At 36.7% G+C, this 24,227-nt stretch carries 21 protein-coding genes; 17 read left to right on the top strand and 4 right to left on the bottom strand.

Annotated features, from left to right (window positions below; all coding sequences use genetic code 11):
* Positions 1–14: 14 nt before the first annotated feature.
* The 3 genes from EsVE80_RS07025 to fabI form a co-directional block, all read right to left on the bottom strand.
* Complete coding sequence (locus EsVE80_RS07025; RefSeq protein WP_173103085.1) at positions 15–932, bottom strand: mechanosensitive ion channel family protein; 918 nt, start codon at positions 930–932, stop codon at positions 15–17.
* 154 nt (positions 933–1,086) lie between these two features.
* On the bottom strand, positions 1,087–2,808 hold the full coding sequence (locus EsVE80_RS07020) for a Na/Pi cotransporter family protein (protein ID WP_173103084.1): 1,722 nt from the start codon (positions 2,806–2,808) through the stop codon (positions 1,087–1,089).
* A gap of 312 nt (positions 2,809–3,120) precedes the next feature.
* Complete coding sequence (gene fabI / locus EsVE80_RS07015; RefSeq protein WP_173103083.1) at positions 3,121–3,876, bottom strand: enoyl-ACP reductase FabI; 756 nt, start codon at positions 3,874–3,876, stop codon at positions 3,121–3,123.
* A 207-nt stretch (positions 3,877–4,083) separates the two neighbouring features.
* On the opposite strand from fabI, the gene EsVE80_RS07010 reads away from it, so the two are divergent.
* Complete coding sequence (locus EsVE80_RS07010; protein ID WP_173103082.1) at positions 4,084–4,518, top strand: 3-hydroxyacyl-ACP dehydratase FabZ family protein; 435 nt, start codon at positions 4,084–4,086, stop codon at positions 4,516–4,518.
* A 68-nt stretch (positions 4,519–4,586) separates the two neighbouring features.
* Here the strand turns inward: EsVE80_RS07010 and EsVE80_RS07005 are convergent, their stop codons facing one another.
* Complete coding sequence (locus EsVE80_RS07005; RefSeq protein WP_173103081.1) at positions 4,587–5,330, bottom strand: peptidylprolyl isomerase; 744 nt, start codon at positions 5,328–5,330, stop codon at positions 4,587–4,589.
* Positions 5,331–5,504: 174 nt separating this feature from the next.
* On the opposite strand from EsVE80_RS07005, the gene EsVE80_RS07000 reads away from it, so the two are divergent.
* The 16 genes from EsVE80_RS07000 to EsVE80_RS06925 all read left to right on the top strand — a co-directional run bounded on the left by EsVE80_RS07000 (position 5,505) and on the right by EsVE80_RS06925 (position 24,215).
* Positions 5,505–6,596 (top strand): DUF871 domain-containing protein, encoded by a 1,092-nt coding sequence (locus EsVE80_RS07000; RefSeq protein ID WP_173103080.1) that lies wholly within the window; start codon positions 5,505–5,507, stop codon positions 6,594–6,596.
* 204 nt (positions 6,597–6,800) lie between these two features.
* The gene (locus EsVE80_RS06995; protein ID WP_173103079.1) at positions 6,801–7,421 is read left to right on the top strand and encodes an NUDIX hydrolase N-terminal domain-containing protein; all 621 of its coding nucleotides are present in this window, start codon (positions 6,801–6,803) and stop codon (positions 7,419–7,421) included.
* A gap of 20 nt (positions 7,422–7,441) precedes the next feature.
* Positions 7,442–8,377, top strand: a complete 936-nt coding sequence (locus EsVE80_RS06990; protein ID WP_173103078.1) for an alpha/beta hydrolase — start codon at positions 7,442–7,444, stop codon at positions 8,375–8,377.
* A gap of 91 nt (positions 8,378–8,468) precedes the next feature.
* Positions 8,469–9,782 carry a GTPase ObgE gene (gene obgE / locus EsVE80_RS06985; RefSeq protein ID WP_232061139.1) on the top strand — a complete coding sequence of 438 codons (1,314 nt, stop codon included), beginning with the start codon at positions 8,469–8,471 and terminating at the stop codon, positions 9,780–9,782.
* 173 nt (positions 9,783–9,955) lie between these two features.
* Positions 9,956–10,528, top strand: coding sequence for a DUF1269 domain-containing protein (locus EsVE80_RS06980; protein ID WP_173103077.1), 573 nt, complete (start codon positions 9,956–9,958; stop codon positions 10,526–10,528).
* 84 nt (positions 10,529–10,612) lie between these two features.
* Positions 10,613–11,551: a ribonuclease Z gene (gene rnz / locus EsVE80_RS06975; protein ID WP_173103076.1), complete on the top strand. Its 939-nt coding sequence runs from the start codon at positions 10,613–10,615 to the stop codon at positions 11,549–11,551.
* Positions 11,552–11,556: 5 nt separating this feature from the next.
* On the top strand, positions 11,557–12,348 hold the full coding sequence (locus EsVE80_RS06970) for an SDR family NAD(P)-dependent oxidoreductase (protein WP_173104147.1): 792 nt from the start codon (positions 11,557–11,559) through the stop codon (positions 12,346–12,348).
* Between the two features lie 158 nt (positions 12,349–12,506).
* Positions 12,507–14,807, top strand: coding sequence for a single-stranded-DNA-specific exonuclease RecJ (gene recJ, locus EsVE80_RS06965; protein WP_173103075.1), 2,301 nt, complete (start codon positions 12,507–12,509; stop codon positions 14,805–14,807).
* Between the two features lie 11 nt (positions 14,808–14,818).
* Positions 14,819–15,331, top strand: a complete 513-nt coding sequence (locus tag EsVE80_RS06960; protein ID WP_173103074.1) for an adenine phosphoribosyltransferase — start codon at positions 14,819–14,821, stop codon at positions 15,329–15,331.
* A 372-nt stretch (positions 15,332–15,703) separates the two neighbouring features.
* Entirely contained in the window at positions 15,704–16,603 is a 900-nt protein-coding gene (trhO, locus tag EsVE80_RS06955; RefSeq protein WP_173103073.1) for an oxygen-dependent tRNA uridine(34) hydroxylase TrhO, read from the top strand.
* 233 nt (positions 16,604–16,836) lie between these two features.
* Positions 16,837–18,000, top strand: coding sequence for a radical SAM family heme chaperone HemW (gene hemW / locus EsVE80_RS06950; RefSeq protein ID WP_173103072.1), 1,164 nt, complete (start codon positions 16,837–16,839; stop codon positions 17,998–18,000).
* Between the two features lie 167 nt (positions 18,001–18,167).
* Positions 18,168–19,208, top strand: coding sequence for a heat-inducible transcriptional repressor HrcA (hrcA, locus tag EsVE80_RS06945; RefSeq protein ID WP_173103071.1), 1,041 nt, complete (start codon positions 18,168–18,170; stop codon positions 19,206–19,208).
* A gap of 34 nt (positions 19,209–19,242) precedes the next feature.
* On the top strand, positions 19,243–19,776 hold the full coding sequence (grpE, locus tag EsVE80_RS06940; protein WP_173103070.1) for a nucleotide exchange factor GrpE: 534 nt from the start codon (positions 19,243–19,245) through the stop codon (positions 19,774–19,776).
* Between the two features lie 46 nt (positions 19,777–19,822).
* Positions 19,823–21,652, top strand: coding sequence for a molecular chaperone DnaK (dnaK, locus tag EsVE80_RS06935; protein WP_173103069.1), 1,830 nt, complete (start codon positions 19,823–19,825; stop codon positions 21,650–21,652).
* Positions 21,653–21,796: 144 nt separating this feature from the next.
* A complete protein-coding gene (dnaJ, locus tag EsVE80_RS06930) occupies positions 21,797–22,963 on the top strand; it encodes a molecular chaperone DnaJ (RefSeq protein WP_173103068.1) in 1,167 nt (388 codons plus the stop codon).
* A gap of 187 nt (positions 22,964–23,150) precedes the next feature.
* On the top strand, positions 23,151–24,215 hold the full coding sequence (locus EsVE80_RS06925) for an iron-containing alcohol dehydrogenase (RefSeq protein ID WP_173103067.1): 1,065 nt from the start codon (positions 23,151–23,153) through the stop codon (positions 24,213–24,215).
* The last annotated feature ends 12 nt before the right edge of the window (positions 24,216–24,227 follow it).

Below are 24,227 nucleotides of genomic sequence, written 5' to 3'. Positions count from 1 at the left end.
GATTAATATATAACTTATTTTGCTGCAGGTAAAATTGGGGTTGATGGAATCGTGAGTTCGTCGGCATTTAATTCAATAATTGCGGCCGCTAGTAAGTCTTCTTTTATTTTGAACTGCTGACCATTTAACACGTAAAAAGTAGTACGAATCGCGTAATTACTATTACCTAAATCAACTAAGCCAAAAATAGTTGGTTCTGTTTGGATTTCCGCTTGATACGTTTTGGAAATTTTATCATTTGCACGTTTAATCGCACTTTTAATTTTATCTAGGCCTTCGTTAGGGTCAATACGAACGTCCACAATTACTTGCATATTTGAACGTGAGTTATTGCTAATAGTCGTAATATTGCGATTAGGGATAAAGTGGACAGTTCCATTAGCCGAGCGTAATTCTAGTGTACGAATGCCTACAGAAGTAACTGTCCCTTCAATGGCTAAATTACTCAAAATAATATAATCACCTACGTCAATTTGTTGCTCCATAATGATGAAAAAGCCGGTAATGATATCATTCATAAATCCCTGGGCACCAAGACCAATTGCTAAGCCGGCAATTCCAGCTCCAGCTAGAAGTGAACCGACGGGCACACCTAGAGTGGATAGTAGGGAATAGATGAAAAAAAAGCCCAACGTATAATGAATGACATTGCGAATTAAAGTGTTTAATGTATTCATACGACTTTCACTGAATTTTTGCCTTTTTTGATAAGATTGATAACTGCGTTCGACTAAAAAATCACAAAGCCGTAATAGAGCACTGAATAAAATAATCAAAAAAATAATCATTAATCCTTTTGAAATTAATAGTCCTGTTACGTTCTCCCAATTAATAGTTCCCCACCAGCGTTGAAAGGCGTTTAATTGTCGGACTGCCGGTTCAGTAATAGCAGAACCAGTAGAGTCTGTTGTTTGTGCTGCAATGTATAACATCAAAATCCTCCCTTAAATATCTTTTATTCTAATTGTAATAAATCATTTGCACTATTTATCTTAACAAAAAGGCTATAAAAAAACTGCCAATTTGCTGACAGCTTTTCATTTTTTTAATTCTTAGAGAGTATTAAGTTTTTGTAGGGACAGACAACTAATGGTTATTTGTTTGTTGTAAATAAGTAACTGGCGCTTTAAAACCGTACACATTTCCTAAAATATACTTGGCAATATGCAAGGTGCGATCGCTGCTTCGTTCTAAATTCGAACTGATATCAATAAATAAGACACTATCAGCTGCCCTGCCGTGGCCTGAACTCATTAGACGGAAATATTTTTTTCTCAGTAAATCAACTAGTTCATTTACCTCTTTTTCTCGCAAAAGAATCTTTGCCGCAAGATCATGGTCATCTGTTTCTAAAACGATGAGCGCATCTCGAATATTTTTTAAAACCTTATCAAATAATAAAATTAAATCTTCATCATATAACAGTAGGGTTCTACGACTATTTTTTGACATATTACCATTGCGTTTTTCTTTGTTACGTTGTTTTTGCTCTAAATGGCAAGCTTCTTCGATGAAACTGATAATATTTTTACAATGGTCACCAATCCGCTCAAAGTCTTTGGTGAATTCTAGTAACATCGCTTGTTCCTGACTTTCAGTTTGTGAAAGTGCCACAGTAGCAGTTTTAGCTAAATAATCAGTTAATTCCACATCAAATTGATTGATAGCATCTTCGTATTGTAAAACATCATCTTTTCCATCTTCGGTGGGGGTAGCATAGAATTTTTTTGTAGCAGTTAATGCCTCAAGTGCATAATTTCCCATTTGAATAACTTCGTTTGAAGCTTGACGCAAGGCGATACTTGGGGAAGTATATAAAAAGTCTTCGTTTAACTCCACCATACGAATATCTAGCGATTTTTCGGTACCTGGAATAATTTTTTTCACGAGCAGTTCAATTTGCGGAATAAACCAAAATTGAATAGCTAAATTAGAAATATTAAACAAACCATGAGCAAAGGCTATTTGCATACTGGGATTTAATTTTAAAACATTTGTCATCGTAATAACTACCCGCGTAAAAGGTGCTAGTAGTATGGTAAAGATAATTGCGCCTACTAAATTAAAGACTACATGCGCCCCAGCAGTTCGCTTAGCTGCGATGCTTGCACCCAGCGCTGCAATTACGGCTGTGATTGTAGTACCAATGTTATCCCCAAATAAAATTGGCAAGGCAGCGCCTAAAGCTAGACTATTTTGGGCATAGAGTTGTTGTAAAATTCCAATTGTGGCGCTAGAACTCTGCAAAACCATTGTTAAAAGGGTTCCAATGCCCACGCCTAATACCGGATGGTGGGAGACATTAATCATTAAATCGTTAAATTGTGGTAAATCTTTTAAAGGCTCCATACTCGTTCCCATTAATTTAAGACCAAAGAATAAGCAGCCAAAACCAAATAATATTTGCCCCGTATTTTGAAATAGTTTTCGTTTGGTAAAAAACAAAAGAATAGCCCCAATACCAATGATAGGTAACGCGTATGCACTTAAGTTAAACCCGATGATAAAGGCTGTCACTGTTGTTCCTACGTTAGCGCCCATAATAACGCCGATGGCTTGACGCAATGTCATAAAACCAGCGCTCACTAGACCAACAGTTAGGACTGTTGTTCCAGAACTACTTTGAATTAAGCCCGTAACAACAATCCCCGCTAAAACAGCGCGCAAGGGGGTCGAAGTGAATTTATTCAACACTTCGCGTAGACGATCACCAGCAGCTTTTTGTAAACCATCTCCCATGTATTTAATACCAAATAGAAAAATTCCCAGACCACCTAAGAAGCTAAAAAGCATTTCTTGATACGACATATAATTTCCTCCAGCATTTTTTTGACCAATTAAAATTAGCATAGCGAAAGTAAAGGGCACTGTAATCGTTTTCTTTAATATTGGAATTTGCTGATTTTTACAAGAACATCGAAAAAAAGGGGAGAAACGAACGGTAACAGTAGATTATACTCTCGTTTTTTTGAGTACAAGTTTTTCGCTATTAACTCGATAAAGTCAATTTTATTACAAAAAATGTCCGCCAAAAAAGACCATAGTTTTTCAACTTGCCTTAAGCTCAAGGTAAAACAAAGTTTAAGGCTGCTTTAAAACTATGGTCTTTCATAAAGCTAACTAAGACAAATGGACTCCTTTATCGACAAAAATAATTTCCCCGATAATACCGCTAGATGCTGGACTAATTAGGAAAGCACAGGTATTTCCGACTTCTTCGATTGTTACGCCAACGTTATCTGGCGTTCTTTCTTCAGATAATTGGATTAGTTTTTGATAATCTTTAACGCCTGTTACAGCTAAAGTTTTGATCGCGCCAGCAGAAATACCGTTTACTCGAATACCTTCTGGTGATAATTCAGCCGCTAGATACCGGACTGAGGCCTCTAGCGCTGCTTTTGCAATGCCCATCATATTGTAATTTGGCACAGCCCGTTGTGAGCCTAGGTAGCTCATAGTTACGATACCGCTATTTTTAGCTAAAATATTTTTCGCGTAGCGTGTTACTGCGATCAGTGAATAAGAACTAATATCTTGAGCTAGTGCATAACCCTCTCGCGCAATATCAACAACACTACCAGACAGATCTTCTTTATTCGCGTAAGCAACAGCGTGCACAACGCCGTGAATTTCACCGGCGTAAGCACCAATGTTTGCAAAACATGCTGCAATACTTTCATCACTGGCAACATCACATTGAACTTTAAATGCTTCAGTTCCAACAAGTTTTTCTAATTGTTTGGCCATGCGGTCGTTTTGATAAGTATAAATAACTTCTGCGCCTTGCTCTTGTAATGCTTTGGCGCAGCCCCAGGCGATAGAACGCTTATTGGCAACGCCCATAACGACAACTTTTTTTCCAGCTAATAAACTCATGTGTACACTCCTTGAATAATCAAAATAAATAATTCCATTATTTGTTCCATATGATTTCTTATTATTAGATAAAATTGTTTGATTGTCAAACTATTTTTTTAGCTAGGTTTATAAATTTGCATCAAATAAAGAGATATGATACTTTGATAATCAAAATAGATTGTTTTATACTATTTTACAAACAAGAAAAAAACAAGGAGGGTTCTTATGAACCAAACATTAACAGTTACCGAGGTTAAGGAATTGATTCCAAATCGCTTCCCCATTTTATATATTGATAAAGTTACTTCGCTTTTAGCAGGAAAAGAAATCGTTGCAGAAAAGCAGCTTACTTACAATGAAGATTTTTGTCAGAGCCAGCCGGATAACCCTCATATGCCGGGAACTTTAGTTCTAGAAACTTTGGCACAAGCCGGTTCAATATTAATTTTAAAGTCACCAGAATTCCTAGGACAGACAGCTTATATTGGTGGCATTAAGGCAGCTCATTTTTATGAGCTAGTTCGTCCGGGAAATACTTTGACTTTACGATTTACAATCACAAAGATGAAGGGCAATGTTGGGACTGCTAATGCTGTGGCAACGATAGCAGATAGAAAAGTCGCCGATTGTATTTTCACATTTATTGTAGGAGCAAACTAAATAAATACTAAAATTTCATAAAAAAATCCTACAAAGAGAGATGCAGGCATTTTCTTTGTAGGACTTTTTTATTTTGTTTTAGCTTCTTGCAAAACTTTAATCGTTTTGATTTTTACAGGTGTTTCTGGTTTATCATTACCGTCAGTTTTTACAGCCGCAATTTTATCAACTACATCCATACCCTCTGTAACTTGACCAAAAACTGTATAGCTGCCATCCAAAGAAGGATATCCTCCTTTTTTATACGCTTCAATAATTTTGTTAGGAATCCATTCTTTTAAAAGACCATCACTCATATCATCTTTATTTTGAACGATATAAAATTGACTGCCAATACTATTAGGTTGTTGAGATTGTGCCATAGCTAGTGCTCCGCGAATATGATAAAGCTGGTTGGAAGGTTCTGCACCAAAACCTTCACCCCAAATACTTTCGCCACCAGTACCGTCACCTTTAGGGTCGCCACCTTGAATCATGAAATCATTAATCACGCGATGGAAAGTTAAACCATTATAATAACCTTTTTTAGCGTGTGTTATGAAATTTTCGACAGCTTTTGGTGCAATTTCTGGAAATAATTTGATTTTGATATTTCCTTTATCTGTTTGCAATTCAACTAAGTCTTCATTGTCTTTTACTGCAGGATCTAGTTGAGGTAAATCCAATTTATTGACGTCAATTTTTTCTGAAGTTTCAGTAGTTGTTGCTAAAGAGGAACTAGAAGATGCAGTATGGTTATTTGAATTGCATCCTGCGATGACAAAAAGTGTTGAAAATAACACTGCCGTCCCAAAAATATGTTTTTTAATCATGTGTGTAGCTCCTTTTATCTATGATAGTTAAAGGATAACAAATAAAAAAATGTTTGACCAGTCGTGAGTAACGCTCAAAATAAAAAGATAAATACAAAGGTGTAGACCAATTAAAGCGCTTTTGTTATAATGTAAGAGCATTCAAAATTGTAAACCTCAAGGAGGAAATTGGTAATGGGAAAATTAGGAATCTCAGTTTATCCGGAACGTTCAACATTTGAAAAGGATAAAGCATATTTAGATTTGGCACATAAATACGGTTTTAAACGCGTCTTCACCAGCCTTTTGGAAATTGATGGTGATAAAGAAAAAGTTTTGACCGGCTTTAAAAAAGTCGTAGATTATGCCAATAGTTTGAAAATGGAAGTTATGGTCGATATTAATCCTGGTCTTTTTGAGCAATTGGGTATTTCTTATGATGATCTTTCTTTTTTCGATGAGATGGGTGCATATGGGGTTCGTTTAGACCTTGGCTTTACTGGAGCAGAAGAAGCGAAAATGACGCGTAATCCCTATGGAATCAAAATTGAAATTAATATGAGCCAAGGAACAAATTATGTCGATAATATTATGAGCTACTCGCCTAATACTAATAACTTGTTAGGTTCGCATAACTTTTATCCACATCGCTACTCTGGTTTGAGCTATGATCACTTTGTCTTTTGTTCTGAAAAATTCCGTAAATATAATCTAAATACAATGGCTTTTGTCAACTCCCATGCTGCGACTTTTGGTCCTTGGCCAACACAAGATGGTCTATGCACATTAGAAGATCATCGTAATTTAGAAATTGCTACGCAAGTCAAACATTTCATGTTAACTGGTTTAATTGATGATATTTCAGTGGGGAATGCTTACGCATCTGAAGCAGAATTAAAAGCAATGTCAGAAGCTTTCTTTGCCGAATATCCTAGTTTGAAAGTTGATCCTGCCCAGGATATTACAGAAGATGAACGGATTTGTTTGTTTGACAATTTGCATAGTTATCGTGGTGATCGTTCAGAATATATTTTACGCTCAACAATGACACGTGTTTATTACAAAGATAAACCATTTCCAGCTCATAATACCTTAGATATGTCACGTGGGGATGTATTAATTGATAATGTGGGCTATGGCCAATATAAAGGTGAGACACAAATTGCCTTAAAAGAGATGAAAAATGATGGGCGCGTAAATGTCGTAGGACGTATCAGCGCTGATGAACTATTTTTATTGAATTTCTTAAAACCTTGGTCAAGTTTTAAATTAATTGAAAATAAATAATAAGTATACTTAATACCCGGTTGCATCGATTTTTAGCTAAACAAAAGGTAAGTTTTATTTTTTTGTCTGGCGATGATGCAAACTGGGTTTTTTTAGTTAATCTTTACCAAAGTAGCATCATTTTTCAATATTTTCATAATTCTTTTTCCGTGGTGCCCTATAGTTAAAGTTTTTTTGTATAATAATGAAGTTGGAGGTGTGAGGATGAAAAAGCAACTGGCACTTTTATTAAATGAATTACAAGGAATAGGTCAATCGGGAAAAAAGTATGGGCGTGATGTCTTTGACCAAGAACGCTATGAGCAATTGTTAATAGTAACAAGTAAGTTAATGAATTTATTGACAAATTGGGATGACGAACAGATTCAACAATATCTTTATACAGATGATGGTTATGCTACTCCTAAAGTAGACGTTCGTAGCGTTGTTTTTGTGGAGGATAAACTTTTATTAGTAAAGGAAAAAAGTGATAATAGTTGGACACTTCCAGGAGGCTGGGGAGATATTGGCTATTCGCCTTTTGAAGTTGCTGCAAAAGAAACGCTAGAAGAAGCGGGGATTTCTGTTAAGCCCTTGCAGTTAATAGCTGTTAAAGATAAGACCAAACATGATTATCCAGAAAGTTTGACCTATGTCTATAAACTTTTCGTCTATTGTGAAGCTTTGGATACAACCGTTACGCCTGGTGTAGAAACTCGAGATGCTGATTTTTTTGATCAAACAGAATCGAAAAAATTAAAATTATCTCTGGCACGAACTTCAAAAGAAGATATTAAAGAAGCCTTTGCTTACCACCACCAACCAAAAAACACTGTTTGTGATTAATCTGTAAGTGAGGAAAAGAAATGAAAAAAGTATGGATTACCATTGGTATTGTGTTAATAGTAATAACAGGTGGACTAACATTTGCGGGGAATTATTTCTATAATTATGCTTTTGTACCGTCTGAAAAAGACTTTTTAGCCAATGATAACGAGGCAGAGGCTGCTGCTGATAAGAAACCCACCGATGCCGCTTTAACGTGGTTTAATGGTAGTACGAGAAAAAATTGGTATATAACAAGCGCTGAGGGATTAAAATTGCGAGGTATCTATTTGCCAGCAGATCGAGATAATAACAAAACAGCAATTATTGCTCATGGTTATATGGGAGATGCAGAATCTATGTATCAGTTCGCCGATATGTATCACAGACTTGGCTATAACGTGTTAGTACCAGATGCAAGAGGACACGGAAAAAGTCAAGGGGACTATATTGGTTTTGGCTGGCCCGAGCGCAAAGACTATCTCAAATGGATTAATACGGTTTTAACGAAATCCAGTTCTAAAGAAACTATTATTTTACATGGTGTTAGTATGGGGGCAGCAACGGTGATGATGACTTCTGGTGAAAAATTACCATCTAATGTTAAAGCTATTATAGAAGATTGTGGCTATTCCAGTATTCAGGATGAATTGATTTACCAATATCATCAACTGTTTGATCTGCCAACATTTCCAATCATTCCTGTTACCAATTTAGTAACACGATTGCGGGCTGGTTTTTTCTTTACTGAAGGAGACGTAACAAAGCAACTTGCAAAAAATGAAACACCAATGTTATTTATCCACGGTTCTGCTGATAATTTCGTACCTTTTAACATGTTGGATAAGGTTTATAATGCAACAAATGGACCAAAAGAAAAATGGGTAGTAGAAGGTGCGGCGCATGCACAAAGTTTTAATAAAGACTCAAAACGTTATCAAGAAAAAATTAAGAGCTTTTTAAGTCAGTACGAATAAAATGCTATAATTTTAAAATTATAGACAAATGAGCATAAGGTCGTTACAATAATGAAGACTTAATTTATGGGAATAGAATGGAGGACAAAAAATGTCCATGTTTTTAGATCAAGTAACAATTGATGTCAAAGCTGGTAAAGGTGGCGACGGAATGGTTGCTTTTCGTCGAGAAAAGTATGTACCAGATGGTGGACCAGCCGGTGGTGACGGTGGTCGTGGTGGTGACGTTATTTTAGTTGTTAATGAAGGTTTGCGCACCTTGATGGATTTTCGTTTTAATCGTCATTTTAAAGCCACTCCAGGTGAAAATGGTATGAGTAAAGGGATGCACGGTCGAGGTGCAGAAGATACTTATGTGAAAGTTCCACCAGGCACAACCGTTCGTGATGCTGAGACAGGTGTACTTTTAGGAGACTTAGTCACAGAAGGTCAAACACTCGTAGTAGCCCATGGTGGACGTGGTGGACGCGGAAATACTCGTTTTGCCTCACCCCGTAATCCAGCACCCGAGCTTGCCGAAAATGGCGAACCTGGGCAAGAACGTAAAATTGAATTGGAATTAAAAGTTTTAGCAGATGTGGGTTTAGTAGGATTTCCTTCTGTCGGAAAATCAACGTTACTTTCTGTAATTTCTTCGGCTCGTCCTAAGATTGGTGCGTATCACTTTACTACGCTTGTTCCCAATTTAGGAATGGTGACAACAAGTGATGGTAGAAGTTTTGCTGTGGCTGATTTGCCTGGTTTAATTGAAGGAGCCTCGCAAGGAGTCGGTTTAGGCACACAATTTTTGCGCCATATTGAACGCACACGTGTTATTTTACACGTGATTGACATGAGTGGTATGGAAGGACGAGATCCTTATGATGACTATCTGGCAATTAATAAAGAGTTGGAAAGTCATAATTTGCGTTTATTGGAGCGTCCACAAATCATTGTAGCAAATAAAATGGATATGCCAGAATCAGCAGAAAATTTAAAACAATTTAAAGAAAAATTACAACTGCTGAAAACAGATGAATTTGCAAATGATATCCCAATTTTTCCAATTTCTGCTGTGTCTAAAAATGGCTTACAGGCATTATTGAATGCGACTGCTGACTTGTTGGAAACAACACCAGAATTTCCTTTATATGACGAAGAAATGGAAGAAGATGTGGTACATTATGGTTATCAATCAGATACCCCAGAATTTGAAATTACGCGGGAACCAGATGCAACATGGGTGTTAAGTGGTGACAAGATTGAGAAGTTGTTCCAAATGACAAATTTTGCTCATGATGAAACGGTAATGCGTTTTGCGCGTCAATTACGTGGACTTGGTGTTGATGAAGCACTGCGAGCGCGAGGAGCAAAAGATGGCGACATCGTCCGCATTGGTAATTTTGAATTTGAATTTGTTGAATAGTTGATGGTAGAAAAGCAAAACAATTTGAAATAATCTAAAACGGCCCTTAAGGCAATCATTTAGATATATTTCATTTTGGATTGCTTTTCTTTTTTCTTTCCTTGATTTAACTGGTACACTCAATTAAAGAAAGAAATTTGTAATAGCAGTGAGCTATTGTAAGGAGGAAAAAAATGAGTAAACGTGTTATTGTAATGAATTTCGAGGTTTCATCTGAAAGTTACCAGGCTTTTTCAGAAGTGAAACAATTAGTGTTAAAACGAGAATTAAAAGGTGAGCAAATGGCAGTGGTTACACATCAAGATGATGGTAGTCACCAATTTAAAATTGAAGATTTTATGGATTTTACTGGTAATGATAATGCCTCTAAGGGCGGTTTCATTGGGATGTTAGTCGGTGTGCTCATTAGTCCTTTGGCAATTTTACTAGGTTGGTTTGGAGGTAGCATGATAGGTGCTACACGGGATGCAAAAGAAATCAGTGAAGCACAAGACATATTCAAATTTTTACTTAATAAAATTGCACCAGGACAGACCGGATTAATTATAATTGCAGAAGAAGATGACAATCGACCTTTGAATAAAATTGTATTTGAACAATTGCATGGCGAAATTACGCGTTTTGATTTTGAAGAAGTGCAAGCTGAAATCCAAAAAGCACAACAAGTAACAAAAGAAACTAGCGAGAAAGCCAAAGATAGTTGGAAAAAAAGCCATTCTGAAGAAAACTCAGAAGAAAAAGAATAGAACAATCTTAAATTTTGGCTTTGAAGCGTGGTATACTACTAAAGAACCTCTCATGGTTAAATTTTTAGAAAGCCAGGTTGAATAATGGAATTAGAGTTTTTAGGAACTGGTGCTGGTGTGCCGGCAAAACATCGAAATGTGACGAGTATCGCGTTGAAATTATTAGATGAACGCAATGCTGTTTGGCTATTTGATTGTGGGGAAGGAACGCAGATGCAGATTTTGCGGACTAATATTCGTCCTCGCAAAATTGAAAAAATTTTTATTACTCATTTACACGGCGATCATATTTTTGGATTACCGGGTTTGATTAGTAGTCGTTCTTTTCAAGGAGGAGACGACGTGCTTGAAATATACGGACCAACAGGTATTAAGCAATTTGTGTTGAACGCTCTAAAAATTTCTCAAACTCGTTTGGCGTACAAGCTTAAATTTATCGAAGTTAAGCCGGGTGTTGTTTTTCGAGATAATCAGTTTACTGTTATTTGTGATTTATTAGATCACGGAATTGATAGCTATGGTTATCGGGTAGAAGAGCATGATCACGATGGACAATTACAGGTAGATAAATTAGCAGCTTTGAACATAAAACCTGGGCCAATTTTTGGACAACTAAAAAGAGGTGAAACAGTAACACTTGCAGATGGGCGTATGATAAGGGGCAAGGATTTTGTAGGTGCTGCCAAAACAGGACGAATTGTGACAATTTTAGGGGATACACGAATAAGTAGTGCTTCAGTTACTTTAGCTGAATATGCAGACGTTTTGGTTCATGAAAGTACCTTCAATAAAAACGAAGCAATAATGGCTCGAAATTATTTTCATTCTACTACCCATCAAGCGGCAGAAGTTGCCAAAAAAGCGCAAGTTAAACGATTAATCTTAACGCATATTAGTGCGCGTTATTTAGCACAAGATGCTCTTAATTTGGAAAAGGAAGCGCAAGAAATTTTTACGAATACAAAAATTGCCAAAGATTTTGATATTGTTGAAATTCCCTTTCAAAATGAAATAAAGGAATGATCATGATGGATTTGCAAGATAAAGTAGTTTTAGTTACAGGTGGTTCTGGTGGTTTGGGCGAACAACTTTGTTACGAAGCGGCAAAAAATGGGGCAATCGTAGTTGTTTGTGCTCGCCGGATTAATTTAATAGGTAAAGTAAAAGAACAATGTGAACGTTTGAGTGGGAAAGATGCTTTTGCCTTTCAGTTGGATGTTGCACAACCTGAAAGTGTTGAAGCAATGTTAAATAAGGTACAAACAGAAATTGGTCGCATTGACGTCTTAATTAACAATGCTGGCTTTGGAATTTTCGATGATTTTGTTTCTTTTGATATGGCAAAAGCCTATCAAATGTTTGAAGTGAATGTTTTGGGCATGATGGTTTTAACACAAAAGGTTGCATTAATGATGTTAGAATCTAACAGTTCAGGAAGTATCGTTAACATTGCTTCAATGGCTGGGAAAATGGCCACACCTAAAACAGCTATTTATTCAGCTACGAAATTTGCTGTGTTAGGCTTTTCTAATGCTTTGCGTTTAGAGTTAAAACCAGCAAACATTCACGTTATGACGGTTAATCCAGGACCAGTAGCAACCCATTTCTTTGAACAAGCTGACCCTAGCGGCAATTATTTAGAAAATCTAGGTAATTTCGTCTTAGAACCAGATAAATTAGCTCAAGCTATTATTAGAGGTGTCAAAAAGCATAAAAGGGAAATCAATCGCCCCCACCTTATGCAAGTAGCGAGTCAGCTTTATACGCTATTCCCACATGTTGGCGACTGGCTAGCCGGTGGGCTATTTAATCAAAAATGACAAAAAGAGTTAACCATCAATTTGGTGGTTAACTCTTTTTGTTTGATTGGTTTACGCATATGTCGTTATTTTTGCTTTAAATAAAATTCATTCATCATGGCGGAAAACTTTCCAACCTGTATTCTCTTTGCTATAATAATCTGGTTGGGAGTGATTTTTTGAGTAGCTCTATGTATAATTGGCAACTTCCAGAAGCCAAGGAAGTGCCAAAAGAATTTATTCAGATTTGTGAGAAATATAATTTAAATACAACTTTGGCAAAACTAATTTGGCAACGTGATATTCAAACCGAAGATCAGTTGATGGCCTTCTTACAACCTCAACTTAATCAGTTGCATGACCCATTTGAATTGTTTGGAATGGACAAGGTTGTTGATCGCGTCCAGGCAGCTGTCATGAATGGTGAGCGAATTTTGGTTTATGGGGATTATGACGCTGACGGCATAACAAGTACGACAATTATGACAGAGACATTAGAGCTTCTAGGAGCTGATGTTTCCTTTTATTTACCGAATCGTTTTAAAGATGGCTATGGCCCTAATTTGAAAGTTTACCAAGAAAAAATTGCTGCGGGAATTCAGTTAATTATTACGGTCGATAATGGAGTTTCAGGCCACGAGGCAATTAGCTATGCTAATTCACAAGGGGTAGATGTTATTGTGACTGACCATCACGAATTACCACGAGAATTGCCGGCAGCTTTTGAGATTATTCACCCGCGACACCCAGCTGGAAATTATCCATTCGGTGAATTGGCAGGTGTTGGGGTGGCATTTAAAGTAGCTTGCGCTTTATTAGAAGAGGTACCAGCTGAATTTTTGGATTTAGTTGCTATTGGAACAGTTGCAGATATGGTTTCGTTGACTGACGAGAATCGGGTTTTAGTAACGTATGGTCTAAAAGTTTTGCAACAAACAGAAAGATTGGGTTTACAAGCGCTACTAAAAATCAGCGGTATTGAAGAAAATAAACTAGATGAGCAAAGTATCGGTTTTGCTTTGGCACCTCGCTTAAACGCGATTGGTCGTTTATCCGATCCGAATGAAGCGGTAACTTTGTTAAAAACGTTTGATGCGGTCCAAGCGGAATCTCTAGCAAAAAAATTAGATGAAATTAATCAAAAACGCAAATTGCTAGTGGAAGAAATTACCAAAGAAGCACTGGCATTAATTAATCCGCAAGATGCAATTCATATCGTTGCCAAATCTGGTTGGCATGAAGGTGTGTTAGGAATTGTTGCAGGAAGGATTTTAAAAGAAACTGGAAAACCTGCGCTTGTTTTAACCATTAAAGAAGATGGAATCGCCAAAGGTTCTGGTCGTAGTGTGGAATCTTTAAATATGTTTGCCATGTTAGATGGCATGCGCGAATTATTTACAAGTTTTGGGGGGCATCATGCTGCGGTCGGGGTTAGTGTTCCGCTTACGTCATTAGAAGAATTCAAAGACAAGGTTGCTGACTTTGCTCAGGAACATAAAGATTTACTAACTGGCAACACACTAGTAATTGATAGTATGATAAATGTTGCCGATGCAACTATTGCCCTCGTTAAAGAATTGAAAAAATTGGCACCTTTTGGTATGGATAATCCACAACCGTACTTTATGTTACAAGGCGTCCATGCAATTGACTTAAAAACAATCGGAGCTAATAATACCCATCTGAAGTTCAACATCATTGGTAGTGAACAAACACCATTGACTACGATCGGTTTTGGCTTTGGGAATCAATTAGCTGCAATGGAAAATAATGAACTTTCTGTTGTTGGTCAGTTGCAAATTAATGAATGGAATGGGCGGCAGTCTCCTCAATTGCAATTAGTAGATTTTACTGCTGTGGGATTACAAGTAATCGACTTAAGGGCAAAGAAAAAATGGCAACAACTTCATTTTTCAACTGATACACTTTGTATTTACTTTGGCAATAAAATACCTTCAGAGATAAGTGATCAAATTGTAACAAATGTGCATCATTTCAAAGATCTACCAAATTTAAATCTATTAGTGCAAGAAAAAAACTATTCTAGTGTGGCTTTTTTAGATTGTCCTAATGAGGCAACCTTATTAAAAGAAATTATATCATTAGCTGATTTTCGTCAGTTATATTTAATTTTAACTGCCAGTGATGATGCCTATTTAGATGGATTGGGAACTCGGGAACAATATAGTCGGCTCTTTAAATTAATTGCGCAACAAGACACTTTAGATGTTCGTTATAAACTAACTAATATTGCGCAATTTTTAAAAATACCAGAAAAACTGCTAATTTTTATGATTCAGGTGTTTTTTGATTTAGAATTTGTTACAATAAGCGATGGTCTTTTACGTCAATTAGACGTTGGTGAAAAAAAAGATCTAACTACTAGTGAGATATATAAACGTAGACAACAAAAAATTAAAACAGAAGAATTTTTATTGCTAAGTGATATGGCAACTTTAAAAACTTGGTTTGAAAACTAGGAGGAAAAAACATGGATTTAAAAGATTACATTGCAAGTATTCCCGATTACCCTTCAGAAGGTATTATTTTTCGCGACATCTCACCTTTAATGGCTGATGGTATGGCTTACCGTGAAGCGACAAAGCAAATCGTAGATTATGCTAAAGAAAAAAGAATTGATATGGTTGTTGGACCAGAAGCACGCGGTTTTATCGTCGGTTGTCCAGTTGCTTATGAATTAGGGGTTGGTTTTGCTCCGGTTCGTAAAAAAGGAAAGCTACCACGAAAAACTATTGAAGTTACTTATGATTTGGAATACGGTACAGATACATTGACATTACATGAAGATGCGATTAAGCCTGGTCAACGTGTTTTAATTTGTGATGATTTACTGGCAACTGGTGGGACGATTAAAGCTACTACAGAATTAGTTGAAGAATTAGGCGGTGTAGTTGTAGGCTGTGCTTTTTTAATCGAACTAATGGACTTACATGGTCGCGACAAAATTAAAGACTATGATATGATTACCTTAATGGAATATTAAACGCTATTTACCTTGCAATCTTTATTGCAAGGTTTTTTGTTTTATTGCTAATTATTTTAGCGGAAATGACGTAATTATTGTCGAGAAGAAACTATAGTAACTATGAAAAAATGATAGTGTTTTTACCTAATAATGAAATAACAGATTTTAAAACTATTAAATTTACGCATGTATAACTTTTTTATATTTGTGAAGGATTTCCTTTTTTAGGTTGAAAAACAAATACAGCAAAAACTGTTTATTAAAGGCAAAATTGAAAAGTGATGAAATTTTTTTATTGGAAAAAGGTTCATTTTGAGATGCTTGCCACAAGCAGAGAAATTTCTTCTAAGTTTTTGATTAGTTATACTTACACATGAAAGGGGAATAGGTATGAATTATGAAGTGTTACTTTACTATAAATACACAACAATCGAGAATCCGGAAATCTTTGCACAAGAACATCTAGCATTTTGCAAAGAATTGGGACTAAAAGGGCGAATTTTAGTGGCAGAAGAAGGCATTAACGGGACTGTTTCAGGACTAAAAGCAGCAACTGCTGTTTATAAAGAAGTGTTAAAATCAGATCCACGTTTTAAAGATATTATTTTTAAAAGTGATGAGACAGATGAACATGCCTTCAAGAAAATGTTTGTCCGCTCTCGTCGAGAAATTGTATCGTTACAGTTATCTGAGGATTTTAGTCCTAATGAAGTTACTGGTAAGTATCTTTTACCAAAAGAATTTAAAGAAGCGTTGTTGGATGAAGATACAGTTGTAATTGATGCACGTAATGATTATGAGTATGATTTGGGTCATTTTCGTGGAGCCTTGCGGCCGGACATTCAAAATTTTCGGGAATTACCACAGTGGATTAAAGAACACAAAGAAGAATTTTTAGAAAAGCGAGTTGTTACTTACTGTACTGGTGGAATTCGCTGTGAAAAATTTTCCGGTTGGTTAGTAAAAGAAGGATTTAAAGATGTGGGGCAATTACATGGTGGAATTGCAACATATGGCAAAGATCCTGAAATTCGTGGAGAGCTATGGGATGGTAAAATGTATGTCTTTGATGAACGAATTAGTGTAGAAATTAATCAAGTAGACAAAAGAGTAGTAGGTCGTGATTGGTTTGACGGGACTCCTTGTGAGCGTTACATTAATTGCAGCAATCCAGAATGTAATCGCCGCATTTTGGCTTCTATCGAAAACGAGAGAAAATATTTTGGTGCTTGCAGTCAAGATTGTCGTAATCACCCCCGAAATCGTTACGTACAAAAAATGAACGCGTAATAAACAAAATGATAGGAAGTAAAAAGGTTGAAATTAATTTCAGCCTTTTTTATAATTCCCGATTATTAGGGCATCAATTTAGTTTGTCAGTTAATTTTAAAAATAGCGATACATCTTTAAAAGAGTTGTTTAAAAAAGCACCATTTTTCCACGAAGAAATTTACTTATGGTAAGATAGACAAGAAAATGAAACGATTATGAAAAAAGCAATGTTAATTGAGAGGAACTAAGGCATGCAACAAATAAAAGAACAAAGAGATATGGCGATTTCAGCTTATATCCACATCCCGTTTTGTGAACACATCTGTTACTACTGCGACTTTAATAAAGTTTTTTTAGAAAGACAGCCAGTCGACGAATATATTTCATGTCTTTTAAAAGAAATGAAACTAACCCTAGAAAAAAATCCAATAGAAAAAAGTCCAACTTTATATGTTGGGGGTGGAACACCAACTTCACTTTCAGCTACGCAACTAGAGACGCTTTTAGGAGGAATTAATGCGCTTTTCCCAATGGAGACTGTTACGGAATTTACGGTAGAGGCTAATCCGGGAGATTTGACTATAGATAAATTGAAAGTGATGAAAGATTATGGTGTAAACCGTCTTTCAATGGGCGTGCAGACCTTTGACGATGTTTTACTAAAAAAAATAGGGCGCAAACATACAGTCAAAGATGTTTACAATACAATGGCCTTTTTAGAAAAAGCGGACTTTCAAAATGTCTCAATTGACTTAATTTATGCGCTTCCGGGTCAAACATTAACAAGTTTCCGTGATACATTACGGCGAGCTATTGAATTAGATTTACCTCATTACTCTTTGTATTCTTTAATTTTAGAAAATAAGACGATGTTTATGAACTGGGTTAGACAAGGACGACTAGAAATGCCTGATCAAGAAATTGAAGGTCAAATGTTTGAAGAGACTATGTCAGCTATGTACAACACAGGGAAATTCCAATATGAAATTAGTAATTTTGCCAAACCCGGTTTTGAATCCCAACATAATTTAGTTTATTGGAACAATGAGCACTACTTTGGTTTTGGTGCTGGAGCAAGTGGTTATCTTGGGAAAACTCGCTACAAAAATTTTGGCCCAATTCAGCATTACTTAAAACCATTACGACAAAATCAATTACCTATTTATGAAACAGAAGAGTTAAGCCGCCATAATCAAATTGAAGAAGAAATGTTCTTGGGATTGCGTAAAAAAGCAGGGATTTCAAAAGCACATTTTATGGAAAAATTTGGTGTTGATATGACAACTATTTATGGGAATGTGTTGACTAATTTAGTAAAAAAAGATTGGCTGATTGAAACAAAGGATACTGTTAGACTTACTCAAAAAGGGTTATTGATTGGAAATGAAATTTTTGAGAAGTTTTTGTTAGATTAATTTTTTAAATAGGTGTAAGCCTTGATATGATTAAGTAATTACGTTAGCACTCTATGCAATAGAGTGCTAATTTTTTATGGCTTAATTCTTGACATTAAACTTTCTTGTGGTATATTAATAGGTGTTAGCACTTAGATAGATGGAGTGCTAAATACGAGGTGATGAATATGTTGACAAAAAGACAACAAGATATTCTGCGTCTCATTATCCAGCATTATACTAAGACCGGTTTGCCGGTAGGTTCCAAGTCTTTAATGGCAGCAGGGATTAATGCCAGCTCGGCAACAATCCGTAATGATATGAAGGCTTTAGAAGAAGCAGGTCTTTTACAAAAGACACATTCTTCTTCTGGGCGTATTCCTTCTATGATAGGGTACCGTTATTACGTTGACCATCTATTGAAACCTGCTCGAGTAGCAAAAACGGATATGCAAGCAATTAAGCGTTCTTTTGGAAAGGAATTTCATGAGATTAATGATATTATTCAACAATCTGCCGAGATTTTATCCAATTTAACGAGCTACACAGCATTATCCCTAGGTCCTGATATGAAGGATAGACGTTTGACCGGTTTTCGAATTGTCCCGTTAAATACACGTCAAGTAATTGCGATTATTGTAACGGATCAAGGCAATGTTGAAAGTCAAGTTTTTGCTCTGCCGCAAAGTGTCAGTGGAGCTGACTTGGAAAAGATGGTACGGATCATCAACGACAAATTAGTGGGTGAACCGTTACTAACGGTTTACCAACGTCTACGTACTGAGATTCCGATGATCTTGCATAAATACTTTCAGACAACAGAAGGTATTTTAGATTTATTTGATTTGATGTTGGGTCAAGTTTTTGAAGAAAAAGTTTTTGTTGGCGGTCGTATGAACATGATTGATTTTGAGCCTTCACAAGATGTGAATCAGTTTAAGTCAATTTACCGCTTTATGAAAGACCCTGAAGAGCTGGTTCAGCTTTTGATTCCACCAACAGACAGCATTGATATTCGTATCGGTGATGAGTTGGGTAATGACTTATTTCATAATATGAGCCTAATTCAAGCCAGTTATGATATTTCCGGTCATGGTAAAGGTGTGATTGCATTATTAGGCCCTGCAAGTATGCAGTATTCTAAAATGTTTGGTTTACTTGATGTGTTTTCCAGAGAACTAGCTGAGAAGTTGGCGGAATATTATCGTTCGCTAGACGCAACAAGTTAAAAAAAGAAATTTGCGTAGAAAGGTGGCAAGTTCAGTGTCAGAAAAAGATCAAGAATTGAAAGATCAAGAGGTAGCAGAGACTGCCGAGCAAAAAGATTTGGAACAAGAATCTGTCACAGATGAATTAGCTGAGCTGACAGAGAAAATTGATGAAATGGATGATCAATTGTTACGAGCACGAGCGGAGATTGCAAATATTACCAATCGTAATCGTAATGAAAGAGAGCTTTTACAACGTTATCGTTCACAAGACTTGGCAAAAAAACTATTGCCAGCCATTGATAATTTGGAACGAGCAATGGCGACAGATGTGTCAGATGAGCAAGGAATCAATTTGAAAAAAGGCGTTGAAATGACATTAGCTAGTTTGCAACAAGCTTTAAAAGAAGAAGGAATTGAAGAGATTGCCGCTGAAGGTGAAACTTTTGATCCAAACTTCCATCAAGGTGTGCAAACTGTTGAAGCAAGTGAAGATGCACCTGCCAATACAATTGTGCAGGTACTACAAAAAGGCTATAAGCTACACGATCGTGTGTTACGGCCAAGTATGGTTATTGTAGCCCAATAAATTAAGAGTAACTCTAATTGATTAAATTATTAAGGAGCGTTTTATTATGAGTAAAATTATTGGTATTGACTTAGGTACAACAAACTCTGCAGTCGCAGTTCTAGAAGGCGGCGAAGCAAAAATTATTGCAAATCCAGAAGGTAATCGGACAACGCCATCTGTTGTTTCCTTTAAAAATGGCGAAATTCAAGTTGGGGAAGTAGCAAAACGCCAAGCAGTTACAAACCCTAACACCGTTTCTTCCATTAAACGCCATATGGGTGAAGCTGGATATAAAGTAGAAGTAGAAGGTAAATCATACACTCCACAAGAAATTTCAGCAATGGTATTACAATATATTAAAGGGTTTGCTGAAGATTACTTAGGCGAAAAAGTAGAAAAAGCGGTTATTACAGTTCCTGCATACTTTAATGATGCACAACGTCAAGCAACAAAAGATGCTGGTAAAATTGCGGGGCTTGAAGTTGAACGTATCGTAAATGAACCAACTGCAGCAGCTTTGGCTTACGGTTTAGATAAAACAGATCGTGACGAAAAAATCTTAGTCTTTGACCTTGGCGGTGGTACTTTTGACGTATCAATCTTAGAATTAGGCGATGGTGTTTTTGATGTATTATCAACTGCTGGTGATAACCATTTAGGTGGGGATGACTTTGACAATAAAATCATCGATCATATGGTAGCAGAATTTAAAAAAGACAATGGCATCGACCTTTCCAATGACAAAATGGCAATGCAACGCTTGAAAGATGCTGCTGAAAAAGCGAAAAAAGACTTATCTGGTGTAACTAGCACACAAATTAGCTTACCATTTATCACTGCAGGGGATGCTGGTCCATTACACTTAGAAATGACATTAACACGGGCAAAATTTGATGAATTAACAGCTGACTTAGTTGAACGGACTAAAGTTCCCGTTCGTCAAGCTTTAAAAGACGCTGGCTTATCACAATCAGAAGTAGATGAAGTAATTTTAGTGGGTGGTTCAACTCGTATTCCCGCGGTTGTTGAAGCAGTTCGCAAAGAAACAGGGAAAGAACCAAATAAATCTGTTAACCCTGATGAAGTAGTTGCAATGGGAGCTGCTATTCAAGGTGGTGTTATTACAGGTGATGTGAAAGATGTCGTTTTATTAGACGTTACACCATTATCATTAGGTATCGAAACAATGGGTGGGGTCTTTACGAAATTAATCGACCGCAATACAACAATTCCAACAAGTAAATCCCAAGTATTTTCAACTGCGGCAGATAATCAACCTGCTGTTGATATCCATGTGTTACAAGGTGAACGTCCAATGGCTGCAGATAACAAAACATTGGGTCGTTTCCAATTGACAGATATTCCGGCTGCCCCTCGCGGTATTCCTCAAATCGAAGTAACTTTTGATATTGATAAAAACGGGATTGTAAATGTATCAGCAAAAGACTTGGGTACACAAAAAGAACAAAAAATTACTATCAAATCTTCATCAGGTTTATCAGACGATGAAATCGAACGCATGGTAAAAGATGCAGAAGCGAATGCAGAAGCTGACAAAGCTCGTAAAGAAGAAGTTGACTTGCGCAATGATGTAGATGCCTTATTATTCTCTGTTGATAAGACATTGAAAGAATTAGAAGGTAAAGTTGACGCGGACGAAGTGAAAAAAGCAGAAGATGCGCGAGATGAGTTAAAAGCCGCTGTTGAAGCCAATAATTTAGAAGAAATGAAAGCAAAACGTGATGCTTTAAGTGAAATCGTACAAAATTTAACAGTTAAATTATACGAACAAGCAGCACAACAACAAGCGAACGAAAATCCATCAGAAGCACAAGGTGGCGCAGATGACGTTGTCGATGCTGATTTTGAAGAAGTTGACGGCGAAGATAAATAATTTTGTAAAAGTGAATTAATTCGCTGTGTAGGAATTAGAAAAAGCCAAGGCCTAGCTTTGGCTTTTTCTATGAGATAGTTTAGCTTCCTTTTAAAATGTGTTAAAATACCCAAGTGAGACTAAATGTATGTGGAGGGAAAGCCTATGGCAGACAAACGTGATTATTACGAAGTTCTCGGGCTGCAAAAGGGAGCTTCCGATGACGAAATCAAAAAGGCATATCGCAAGCTTTCCAAAAAGTATCATCCTGATATTAATAAAGAACCTGATGCAGAAGAGAAGTTCAAAGAAATTTCTGAAGCTTATGAAATCTTAAGTGATCCACAAAAACGAGCAGCTTATGATCAATACGGTCATGCAGGTACAGACCCTAACTACGGTGGCGGTTATGGCGGTTTTGGTGGCGGTAACTATGGCGGGTTCAGCGGTGGCAGTTTTGGTGGATTCGAAGATATCTTCGAATCTTTCTTCGGGGGTGGCGGTGGTCGTTCCGCAGATCCGAATGCACCAAGGCAAGGTGCTGATTTACAATACGCGGTTAATTTAAAGTTTGAAGAAGCCATTTTTGGGGTGGAAAAAACAGTTAAATACAATCGTGAAGAAGTTTGTCATACTTGTGGAGGAAATGGTGCTAAACCAGGCACACAACCTGTGACATGTTCTAAATGTCATGGTTCTGGTACGATTAACGTCGAACGTCAAACACCACTAGGTCGAATGATGAGCCGCCAGACTTGTGATGTATGTCATGGAACTGGTAAAGAAATTAAAGAACCATGTCCGACATGTCACGGATCAGGTCATGAAAAGAAAGCGCATGAAGTCAAAGTAAATGTCCCTGCTGGGGTTGAAGATGGGCAACAAATGCGCCTACAAAATCAAGGAGAAGCCGGTGAAAATGGCGGACCTTACGGAGATTTATATGTTGTCTTTCGTGTAGAAGAAAGCGATATTTTTGATCGTGATGGTGCTGAGATTTATTACGAATTACCGCTTAATTTTGTTCAAGCAGCGTTAGGAGATGAGATTAACGTGCCGACAGTCCATGGCGAAGTGAAATTAAAAGTGCCGGCTGGAACGCAAACAGGCACGAATTTCCGTTTGCGAGGGAAAGGTGCACCGAAACTACGCGGAAGCGGGAATGGTGATCAACATGTAAAAGTAAAATTAATCACTCCCAAAAATCTAAACGAAGAACAAAAGCAAGCGTTGCGTCAGTTTGCTGAAGTTAGTGGTACAAAATTGACGGAGCAACAATCAGAAGGTTTTTTTGATAAAATGAAAGATGCTTTTGGTGGTAAGAAGAAATAAATAAAAAGAGTTCATCAGATTTCTCTGATGAACTCTTTTTCTTATTACTGGTCCATAAAAAAGCTTACCAACAGAAAAAAAGTAATGATTATTGCGTTTGTTTAAAATGATAGTAAATAAATGAAGTTCGTGAAGCTTTTTGTTTTTTGGGTTATAGTTAAAATATACCGACAAAAGGAGTAGTTGTATGCGTATTTTTGCAAGTCCTCAAACATATATCCAAAGATTCAATGCCTTTGAAACAGAACTTTTCCGCTTGAAACGATTAGGAGAAAAAGCTTTAATCGTGACGGATTCATTTGTTATGCATATAGCTGGGGAAAAGTTGATTGATAATTTAAAGAGAGTGGATATTAAAAGTATAGCTGTTTTGGTTGATAAAAGCAGTCAAACAGATTTTTTATTAAAAATGGAAACGACGATTCAGAATGGTAACTTTCAATTTGTCATTGCTTTAGGTGGTGGCAAAGCAATGGATTTGGGCAAAATTGTAGCAAATATCAATCGTCTACCAATTGCTGTTTTACCAACGTCAGCTGCTACTGATGCTGCTACATCGCGGATTTCTGTTATTTATGATGAAGCAGGAAACTTTTTACACTATGATTATTATGATAAAAATCCTGAAATAATTTTAGTAGACACTAAAGTTATTTTTGCCGCACCGCAAGCAATGCTGGTGTCTGGTTTTGCAGATGGCATTGCAACGTATATTGAAGCGCGAAGTGTTTGGGAAGATTGTGGATTAAGCGTTATCGGCGCAAAACCGACGCTTGCGGCTTTAAGTTTGGCAAAAACGTGTCATGAAGTTTTAATACGTGATATTAAGCCTGCGCTGCAAGCGCAAAAAGATGGAATAATAAATGAGGCTTTTGAAAATGTCGTAGAGTGTAATATTTTATTAAGTGGCTTGGGTTTTGAAAATGGTGGTTTAAGCCTGGCGCATAGTTTTCATAATGTCATAATGGGCGATAATCAATTAAATGTTACGAGAAGTCATGGACAAATCGTTGCAGTAGGACTACTAATGCAGTTGCTCGTTGAAAAAAGGATAACAGAGTTTAATAGACACCAGCAATTATTTACCAGTCTAAAATTACCAACTAGACTACCAGAACTTGATTTGCATTTATCTCAAACTGTAATCAAGGATATAGCAAAGAAAATTTTATTAACTAAAGATGCCGGAAATTACCTTAACAAGCAGATAGATGAAGCAAAAATTGTCACAGCGTTAACCAAATTAGCATAGAAAGTAGAGAGT

This window comes from Enterococcus saigonensis (assembly GCF_011397115.1).
Classification (GTDB): domain Bacteria; phylum Bacillota; class Bacilli; order Lactobacillales; family Enterococcaceae; genus Enterococcus_C; species Enterococcus_C saigonensis.
This window is presented reverse-complemented; position numbering and strand designations above follow the sequence as displayed.